Below are 8056 nucleotides of genomic sequence, written 5' to 3'. Positions count from 1 at the left end.
CCCCCCCCCCCCACCGGTTTTCTGTGCAGGTGTACGAGGAGAAGGAGACGGAACGGATGAGACGGCCTCAGCGGCGGGGCGGCGGGGCTTCACCGGGCAGGTTCCTGCGGGCGGCAGCGGCGGCAGCCGTCGCCTGTGGGCTGATGACGATGGCGCCGGGGGGCGCGGCCGAGGCCCGGGCGGCCGGCAGCGCGGACTCCGGGTGGACGCGCACATGGGGCACGGCGATGGGCACGGCCGGAGATCCGGACGAGACCAAGGTCTCCGGCCGGCAGACGCTGCGCATGGTGGTGCACACGAGCATCGGCGGCGGCACGGCCCGCATCCACCTCGTGAACACCTTCAGCAAGTCCCCGGTGACCATCGGGCACGCCACCGTGGCACGCCAGTCGGCGGGGGCGACGGCCGCGGGAAAGCCGGTGACGCTGACGTTCGGCGGCAGCGAGCGGACGGTCCTGGCACCCGGGGGGAGCGTGTACAGCGACGCTGCGGCGTTTCCCGTCCGGTCGGACGAGAACCTCCTGGTCAGCATCTACCTGCCGGAGGCGGTGACGTCGGCGCCGTACCACGAGTACACGCGGCAGACGTCGTACGTGTCGGCGCCGGGAGACGGGGCGGACCGCGCGGGAGAGACGGGCGGTGGAAGTTTCGGCAGGCATCCGTACTGGTCCTTCCTGGCGGGCGTCGACGTGACGGCGGCCGAGAGCCGTGGCACGGTGGTGGCCATCGGCGACTCACAGACGGACGGCGGCTGGTCGACGCCCGACACCAACCGCCGCTGGCCGGACGCGTACGCGCGGGCGCTACGGGCGCAAGGCCGGCCGATGGGCGTGGTGAACGCGGGCATTTCGGCCAACCGTCTGCTCGCGGACCACAGCACGAAGCCCTCCATCAAGCCGGTGTACGGGCCGAGCGCGCTGAGCCGCTTCGACCGCGACGTCCTGGCCCAGCCGAACGTCAAGTCCGTCGTGCTCTACGAAGGCATCAACGACATCGCGCTGGACGACGCCAACAGCACCGACCTGATCGCGGGCATCCGGCAGCTGGCGGAGCGCTCCCACCAGGCGGGCCTGACATTCACGGTGGCCACCATCCCACCGTTCAAGGGCGCCAACGACTACTACACCGAAGCGCGGGAGCAGGTGCGCCGGCAGGTCAACGCCTACATCCGCAGCACGCGGGACGTCGACGCGGTGGCCGACTTCGACGCGGCGACGCGCGACCCGCTGGACCCGGCGAAGCTCTTCGCGGCCTACCACGGCACGGGCGACAGGGACGACGCCCTCCACTTCAACGACAACGGCTGCCAGGCCCTGGCCGACGCCCTCGCGGGCGGCGATACGCCGGTGCGCTTCACCCCGAACTTCAGCCAGACCACGGCTGCGGACTTCACGGGCGACGGCGTGGCGGACATCGTGGCCCGCGGCACCGAGGATCTCTACCTGTGGCCCGGAGCCGGAGACGGCACCTTCAGGCGGCCGGTCCAGCTGAAGGCCCGCTGGAACTACACCGAGGCCGCGGCCGGCGACTTCACCGGCGACGGAAAGGCCGACCTCGTGGCCCGCGACGCGAACGCCGATCTCTACCTGTGGGAAGGCACCGGGAACGGCACTCTCGGCGAGCCGAGACGACTGACCGGCGGCTGGAACTTCACCGAGACGACGGCGGGTGACTTCACGGGCGACGGCATCACCGACCTCATCGCCCGCGACGCCAAGGGCGACCTCTCCATGTGGGACGGCAGGCCCGGCGGCGACTTCACCAGACCGCACCTGGTGGAGGCGGGCTGGACCTACACCCAGGCCACGGCGGGCGACTTCACCGGCGACGGAAAACCCGACCTCATCGCCCGCGACGCCAAGGCCGACCTCTACCTCTGGGAGGGCAAGGCCAACGGCGACTTCACCACGCGACGCCTCCTGACGGGCGATTGGACGTACTCCGAGACGGCAGCCGGCACCTTTTACGGCGGCGGCACGTCCCACCTGATCGCCAGGAGTGAGGCGAACGGGGTGCTGAGGGAGTGGGTGAACCGGGGCGGCGGCGATTTCAGCAGGCCGCTGCGGCTCACGGACGGGTGGTGACGGGACCTTCCGCCTGCATGCGAAAGCCTTCCGGCCTTGGGCGCCGGAAGGCTTTCGCGTGGTTCGGCCAGAGGTCACGGACCCGGCTGGGTCACCGCGTGCATGTAGATCGTCCTCATCGGGTCATGCACATCGACAAGAACAGCGAAATGCGCGCCCTTGATCGTCGTGAACGAGTCGTAATACTCGTACTTCCCGGTGGCATCGAGCTTCCAGCCGAAGCGCTTCACGTCGCCACCAGCGAACGGAGGCTCCGTCGGGGACACTTCCCGGCCGTCGATGACACGGGGACCGAAGGGCCATGAGACCGCTTCGCCCGCCTTGACTCCATGATCCGCCAGGTACCGGTTCACGCACTCCTCAGGAGCCCGGAAGCTCAGATTCAGCTTTTCTCCCGGGCGCTTCGACGAGCCGGAGAAGCCGACATCAGTGATGTCGCAGGAAGGGAGCTGGAGACCGTACGACTCCACGACCGACTCCAGCCTCTCGCCTGCCCTGGTCCCCGGGTAAGCCCTCGGGTCCTTCTCCTTGAACGAGCAGGAGACGAGCGCCAGAGCGGAGAGCGCGGACATGGCCACCGCGCCTGCACAGCGTCTTGACCAAGCCCTTCCCGGCAGCGCCAGGAGCCATGCCCGCATGCTTCTTCCCCCTTGTGAAGAGCGACCGACCAGGCAGCATACGCCTAGTCGAGGTGCCCCTTCTTACTACCATGGACATCGAAGTTACGGGCCCGCCCGTACTTCGGTCCTTCGGCAAGGGTGTCCAAGGGGATGTCGAATCCCAGCAGCGGAGCCGATTCTCCGTAGTCGAAATTGTAGCGCTTCCTGAAATCGACCCGGTAGTCGCCGCTCAATTTGACTTTACCGTCACCCACCACTGTCGCCTTGAGATTACCGGACATCCGGTAGTGCACACCGCGGAAGGCGTAGTACAGGTCGCCCCTGTCGAAGGTGTATCCCACCCACCTCGTATCGAGGTTGACCGAGCAAGCAGTACCGACAGCCCCCTTGCACTGCGCGGCCGCATCCCTTTCGTACTGGCCCAGCCGGGAGTTGAACACTTCACGCCAGCCCTTGTCGGAGGTCATCGTCTCCAACTCCTTGGAGTCGAGCATGTAAGTGTCACCCGACTTCCCCAGCCAGTGCTCGTAAAAGGAACAGGAGATGGGGCCGAGCTTCAGACAAGCAGCAATTCTGGCACCACCGAGCGCCGGCGAGACGACAGCCTTCCCGTACAACCGGTCCAAGTAGCCCCTGGCGCTGTTGTACTTGTCCTCACCCTTGGAAAGATCAGGCAGTTCCTTGGAGCCGTTCTTGTCCGTAACGGAGATGCCGTCCTTGGACTTGGCAGCTTCCTTCGCCTGCTTCTCCCACTTCTCGATAGCGATCTTGACCGCATCGGCCGCTGCCTGGGCTGCCCCGTCGGCGTCCTTGCCGGCGGCAACCGCCGACGAGTGTGCCCGGGCGGCCGACTCATAGGCGTCACTCGCATACGCGGATGCCTTGCTGGCCGAGTATTCCGCCCAGTTCGCCGACTCGTTCGCAGCGTGGGCGTCGGCCGCGGCGGAGTTCGCCGCGCTCCGGGCCTGCCTGGCGGATTCTGCCGCCCGAGCGGCCGAGGCATCGGCCTGGTTGGCCGACTCACGGGCACGGTCCGCGTAGCCGGCGGCCTCCTTGGCGGACGCGGCCGCCCTGTCCGCCCACTTCTGGGCCTCCGTGGCCGCGCCCCGTGCGAACTCTGCGGCCTGTGCCGCTGTTGCCGCGTTCTGCCGCGCCAGAGCGGCCGTGCGCTTGGCCTCGGCGACGAGACGCTGCATCGCCGCTACGTGAACGGCCGTTTCGTAGTCCCGCTTGGCTGCCCTGTACTGGCCGAGCGCGACGAATTCGTGCAGCATCTCCGGCGGACCCGACAGCGCGACGTCCGCCGTGGCCTTCATGTGGGCCCCGCCTTCGTTCTTGAGCCTGGCCGCCGTGGCCCGGTCGTCCTCCTCCCGGGCCTTGTACTGGCCCACGCGCAGGAACGTGTCGTACGCCTGCGGCGTGCCTGCGTTGAGCGCAGCGCCACCGGCCGCCTTCACGGCTCGGTCGCCCGACCCGATGATCTTGCCGATCGCGACCCGGTTCTCCTCGGCCTGCGCTGCGTACTGACCGTTCCGCAAGAACTCGTCGATGTCCTTTGCGGATCCGGACAGCGAACCCTCCGCCGCCTTGCGCAGGGCGGCATTGTCGGACTCCGTCATGTGCGCCACTCGCGACCGGTCGTCCTGCTCGGCCGCTACCTGACGGCCTGAGCGCAGCCATGTCTGAACGTCGGCGTCATTACCGGACAACGCGGCCTTGGCCGCCTGCTGGCTCCAGGGTCCACCACGGGTCGTCAGCCGCAGTGCGGCCTTGCGTCCCAGGGCGACGGCCGTCTTCGCCTCCGTGCCCGACGTGACCGCGTCCGCGAGAAGCTTCTTGGTGTCGGCGTCGATCCGTTCGTCTTCCGCCTGGTCCTGCCTGGCCTTCGCCTGCTGCTCCTCGTAGTTCTTGCGAAGTGCCTCTGCCTGCAGAACACCCTTGACCCGGCTCGCCTCCAGCAGCGCGGCCTCGGTCTTGCGCGCGGTCTGCTCGACGTTGGCGGCCTTCTCGGCGGCTTCGGCGGCCTTGTCGGCGGCGGCCGTCGCGGCATTGGAGTGCTGGGTCGCCTTCGTGGCGTCCTTCGCCGCCTGACCTGCGTGCGCTGCAGCCTCGTCGGCGGCCAGAGCGGCCTTGCCGGCGTGTTCCGCAGCGTCACTCGCGGCCTTCCGGGCTTCACGGGCTGCGGCAGCGGCCTCACCGGCCAGTGCTTCGGCCGAGTTGGCCGCAGCATTGGCGGCGTTGGCGGCCCGGCGGGCCCGGTCGGCCGCTGCCCGTGAGCGCGCTGCCTCGGCACCGGCAGCCTGCGAGAGGCCCCCGGCCTCGGCCGCGGCGTCAGCGGCATCAGCCGCATGCGCTCCCGCGCTGGCAGCCGCTCGGGCAGCGTTGACCGCCTCGCCCATCGCCGTCAGTGCGTTGGTGAGGTAGACGATCACGTTGTTGGTCTTCTTGACCACGTCGCGCGCTTCCTCTGCGGCCTGACGCGCCGCAGCGGCCTGACCGGCATCCGCTGCCGCGGCGTTCGCGGACTGGTAGGCACGCGCGGCGGCCTGGCCTGCAGCGGCAGCCAGGGACGCGGCCGCCTGCGCAGCGGTCGCGGCCACGCGTGCCGCCACATGCGCCTCGTTGGCCGCGTCGATGGCGGTCTGGGCCGCCTCAGCCGCGTCATTGGCGGCGTCGGCCGCCCGTCCTGCCCAGGTGGACGCCCTGTCCGCCGAGTCCTTGGCCTTCTTGGTCTCGTCAGCAGCGCGCAGCGCAGCGGCCTTGGCCTGCTTCGCCGCAGCCACTGCACGGGCCGAGGACTCCTTCGCCGCCTCGGTCTCCTGCGCGGCCTTCTTCCCGGCGGTCGAGGCTGCTTCCACCAGCTGACTGAGCGTCATGCGCTCCTGGTCCCGGGCACGCGCGACGAACTGGCCGTAGTCCACGAACTCCGCGACGTCCTTGGGCGTGCCGTTGAGCGCATCGCTCGCGGCCTTCTTGACCTGGGGGCCGCCGGTGGCCATAAGGGTCCCGGCCTCGACGCGGTCGTCCTCCTCCTTGGCCTTGAAGCGCTTTTCCAGGACGAAGTTTTGCAGCGCCTCGGCGGTGCGGGCGTTGAGCGCCTGCTGGCCGGCGGATTTGACCGCCGAACCGCCCGAGTCCATGAGGGTCGCCACGGTGGCGCGGAGATCTTCCTCCCACGGAGCCTTCCAGCCGGAGTCCAGGAACTTCCGCAGGTCCTCCGGGGTACCGCCGTCCAGAGCCTTCTGGGCAGCCTCCCGGACTCCCTTACCGCTCTCCCCCAGCAGCTGGCCGACCTCTACCCGGTCGTCCTCCGCCTCGACGGCCTTCCTGCCGTTGCTCAGGAATTCCTTCACCTGCTCGTCCGTGCCGAGCAGGGCCTTCTCCGCTGCGGCCTTGGTGGCCGGGCCGCCGTTGCACCACAGTTCCAGGACCTGGGCCCGGTCACTCGGCGTCTGGGACGTGGTATCGGCCAGGGCCGGATTCGCCCCCAGGACCGACGTGGTCAATACCCCCGTTGCGAGCACGAGGGCCGTGGATATCAGGCCCTGCGAGCGCGCTCGCGTCGCACGTGGCGACGGTCTTCTCTTGTTGATCATATCCCCTCAAAATACTGAGCAGGGCTGGTGAGACCCCGCCGCACTGCGGCACTTGCCCCAGCACGTGCATGATCGTATGCGACTGACCTATATCGATCGCCTTCTTCCCCGGGCCGCTGCAGCGCCTGGGACGGCAAGGCGGAGCGCCGGAGCCGAGCGAATTGATCATGGCTTTGCGCCCACACGCCGACGTCTGAGCAGCACAAACAAACCGGTGAACCGGTCTCCTCCCGGAAGAGGGGCCCGAAGGCAGCAAGTCACACGATGCCATGAGAAAGCGGTGAAGGAGGAGTCGAATGCGGCAGGATCAGCCAGACGCCACCTTGGCGGTACGTGAGTGCATCTGACAGCACTTCACCCCCGCTTTCAGGACATCCCCGGCAGGTGATATCAATAGTGCGCCGGTCCGAGCGCAGGGGGCAGTTGATGCGCCATGAGGCCAGGCAAAGGTGACTGGGGGGGTCCGACCGAACCAAACCCGGTTCCTTGCCGGACGGGCACACGTGCGCATGCACACCGCGTGCGTGTCTTTTCTTCATTGCTTTTCTCACGAGGTCAAGGAACCGTACCGATGAGGCTGTTCTCCCGTCTGCTTGCCCTGGGCGTCATCGCTGCCACCACAGCAGTGACCGGCTCCGCCACCGCGGTGGCGGCGGACAACCCGCCCAGTGGGGTCGAGGACTTCGCATACCCGCAGGCCGACAAGATCTTTAAGGAGCGTGGCATCAAGCTGAAGCGCGGTGACGGGCACATCACGCTCGCCGCCTGCGACAGCCGCCCCGGCCTCATCGAGGTCTGGGCGCGTGGCATGAACGAGATCGACAAGGTCGGCAAGGGCCGGTTCTGCTTCCGCGCCACCGGAAAGACGGGCTACCTGAGCCTGGAGCTGCCGAGCGTCTACCTGGCAAAGGGCAACGACTACAGCACCGACCTCAACATGGTCACGGCCAACGACTCGAAGTCCTTCGCCCTGGAGAAGAACAACTGGACGTCGGTGGGGGAGACCAAGGACCCGGAGCACCGCCAGTTCGACCTGCTGGAAATCATCACCTCGAAGTAACAGGCGACTCCACGTCCCGGGGAACACCCTTCGGTGTTCCGGCCATTCTCCAAAGCTCTTAAGGAAAAACATTGTCTGGCAAGGGTTCCCGCCCCGCGTGGATAGCAGCGCTCCTCGCGACCTCCGTCGTCGCAGGCGCCATGGCCGCCACCCCTGCGTTCGCCGTCGTCGGTGACGAGGCCAAGGACGGTCAGTACCGGTTCACCGCGAAGATCGACATCGGTGGCGACGCGCACGGCCCGCAGCGCACGTGCACCGGCGCCCTCGTGGAGAGCCAGTGGGTGCTCACCGCGGCCAGTTGCTTCGCCGACAACCCGTCCGACGGCTTCCGCATCACCGGTGGTGCGCCGAAGCAGCCGACCACCGTCACCGTCGGCCGCACCGACCTCACCCGCGAGACCGGCACCACGGTCAAGGCCGTCGAGCTCGTCCCGCGCGGTGACCGCGACCTGGTCATGGTCAAGCTGGAGAAGTCCGTCGCGGACATCACCCCCGTGCCGCTGAGCAGGATGGAGCCCAAGCAGGGCGACGAGCTGCGCGTCACCGGCTACGGCCGCACCAAGGACGAGTGGGCGCCCGAGCGCCTGCACACCGCGGCGTTCGGCGTCGACGCCGTCTCGGCCGGGACGGTCGGCCTCGCCGGCAAGTCCGCCGACGCCGGCCTGTGCAAGGGCGACACCGGTGGCCCGGCCTTCC

5 protein-coding genes are annotated in these 8056 nt (G+C 68.5%); 3 read left to right on the top strand and 2 right to left on the bottom strand.

Annotated elements, in window-relative coordinates; all coding sequences use genetic code 11:
- The first annotated feature begins 56 nt into the window (after positions 1–56).
- Complete coding sequence (locus LE181_RS30030) at positions 57–2084, top strand: FG-GAP-like repeat-containing protein (RefSeq protein ID WP_225664672.1); 2028 nt, start codon at positions 57–59, stop codon at positions 2082–2084.
- A 74-nt stretch (positions 2085–2158) separates the two neighbouring features.
- On the opposite strand, the gene LE181_RS30025 is transcribed toward LE181_RS30030, so the two are convergent.
- Together LE181_RS30025 and LE181_RS30020 are read right to left on the bottom strand one after the other, a co-directional pair.
- Positions 2159–2656, bottom strand: a complete 498-nt coding sequence (locus LE181_RS30025) for a hypothetical protein (protein WP_225664671.1) — start codon at positions 2654–2656, stop codon at positions 2159–2161.
- A 110-nt stretch (positions 2657–2766) separates the two neighbouring features.
- Complete coding sequence (locus LE181_RS30020) at positions 2767–6300, bottom strand: ALF repeat-containing protein (protein WP_225664670.1); 3534 nt, start codon at positions 6298–6300, stop codon at positions 2767–2769.
- A 571-nt stretch (positions 6301–6871) separates the two neighbouring features.
- Between LE181_RS30020 and LE181_RS30015 the strand changes: the two genes are divergently transcribed.
- Both LE181_RS30015 and LE181_RS30010 read left to right on the top strand, forming a co-directional pair.
- Positions 6872–7360, top strand: coding sequence for a hypothetical protein (locus LE181_RS30015; RefSeq protein ID WP_225664669.1), 489 nt, complete (start codon positions 6872–6874; stop codon positions 7358–7360).
- A gap of 71 nt (positions 7361–7431) precedes the next feature.
- Positions 7432–8056, top strand: a 625-nt coding sequence (locus tag LE181_RS30010; RefSeq protein WP_225664668.1) for a S1 family peptidase, incomplete at its 3' end; no start/stop codon positions are given.

The organism is Streptomyces sichuanensis, assembly GCF_020328095.1.
Lineage (GTDB): Bacteria > Actinomycetota > Actinomycetes > Streptomycetales > Streptomycetaceae > Streptomyces > Streptomyces cinnamoneus.
Note: the sequence above shows the minus strand (reverse complement) of the source record. Positions and strands in the feature narration are given on the sequence as shown.